The following is a 970-nucleotide window of genomic DNA, read 5'->3' on the forward strand; positions in this document are numbered from 1 at the left end:
CAGTTAAGCTTTCCAGCGCCGATGGTAGTTGGGGCTTTGCCCCTGCGAGAGTAGGACGCCGCCAGGCACTTCATCTGTGCCGGAGGATTAGCTCAGCCGGGAGAGCACTTGCCTTACAAGCAAGGGGTCGCAGGTTCGAACCCTGCATCCTCCACCATTAAAAGTATATAGTAATTTAGATTATTTTCTTTATTCGCCGGCCTAGCTCAACTGGCAGAGCAACTGACTTGTAATCAGTAGGTTGGGGGTTCGAGTCCTCTGGCCGGCACCATCCATTAGAGCCATTAGCTCAGCTGGCAGAGCATCTGACTTTTAATCAGAGGGTCGGAGGTTCGAATCCTCCATGGCTCATCTCTTTGCGGGTGTGGCGGAATTGGCAGACGCGCTAGATTTAGGATCTAGTGTCTCGCGACGTGGGGGTTCAAGTCCCTCCACCCGCACCATGTAATATATTATATGCGGAAGTAGTTCAGTGGTAGAACACCACCTTGCCAAGGTGGGGGTCGCGGGTTCGAATCCCGTCTTCCGCTCCAAAAATGCCAAACAAAACCGCGCCGGGGTGGCGGAATTGGCAGACGCACAGGACTTAAAATCCTGCGGTAGGTCTACTACCGTGCCGGTTCGAGTCCGGCCCTCGGCATCAGAGGCGCCCGTAGCTCAATTGGATAGAGCGTTTGACTACGGATCAAGAGGTTAGGGGTTCGACTCCTCTCGGGCGCACCATTCTACCGGGAAGTAGCTCAGTTTGGCAGAGCACATGGTTTGGGACCATGGGGTCGCAGGTTCAAATCCTGTCTTCCCGACCATTCTCGGGGCCTTAGCTCAGCTGGGAGAGCGCCTGCTTTGCACGCAGGAGGTCAGCGGTTCGATCCCGCTAGGCTCCACCATATTTAATGATTCGTTCTTTGAAAACTGAACAAAACAGCCAGTATGACAAAACAGATGTCAAAGGTTGGAAATCAGATGCTTT

The 970-nt window shown here is 53.4% G+C and carries 9 tRNA genes; all 9 read left to right on the plus strand.

Annotated features, from left to right (window positions below):
• Positions 1-81 precede the first annotated feature (81 nt).
• The 9 genes from ACFSUO_RS07155 to ACFSUO_RS07195 all read left to right on the plus strand — a co-directional run bounded on the left by ACFSUO_RS07155 (position 82) and on the right by ACFSUO_RS07195 (position 887).
• Positions 82-157: transfer RNA gene (locus ACFSUO_RS07155), tRNA-Val, on the plus strand.
• A 38-nt stretch (positions 158-195) separates the two neighbouring features.
• Positions 196-271 (plus strand) — tRNA-Thr (locus ACFSUO_RS07160).
• A 7-nt stretch (positions 272-278) separates the two neighbouring features.
• Positions 279-351 (plus strand) — tRNA-Lys (locus ACFSUO_RS07165).
• Between the two features lie 7 nt (positions 352-358).
• Positions 359-443 (plus strand) — tRNA-Leu (locus ACFSUO_RS07170).
• Between the two features lie 15 nt (positions 444-458).
• A tRNA-Gly gene (locus ACFSUO_RS07175) sits at positions 459-533 on the plus strand.
• A gap of 20 nt (positions 534-553) precedes the next feature.
• A tRNA-Leu gene (locus tag ACFSUO_RS07180) sits at positions 554-640 on the plus strand.
• A gap of 6 nt (positions 641-646) precedes the next feature.
• A tRNA-Arg gene (locus ACFSUO_RS07185) sits at positions 647-723 on the plus strand.
• Positions 724-729: 6 nt separating this feature from the next.
• Positions 730-806: transfer RNA gene (locus ACFSUO_RS07190), tRNA-Pro, on the plus strand.
• Between the two features lie 5 nt (positions 807-811).
• A tRNA-Ala gene (locus tag ACFSUO_RS07195) sits at positions 812-887 on the plus strand.
• Positions 888-970: the final 83 nt, after the last annotated feature.

Origin of the sequence: Lentibacillus juripiscarius (assembly GCF_042685205.1) — a bacterium.
GTDB lineage: Bacteria > Bacillota > Bacilli > Bacillales > Amphibacillaceae > Lentibacillus > Lentibacillus juripiscarius.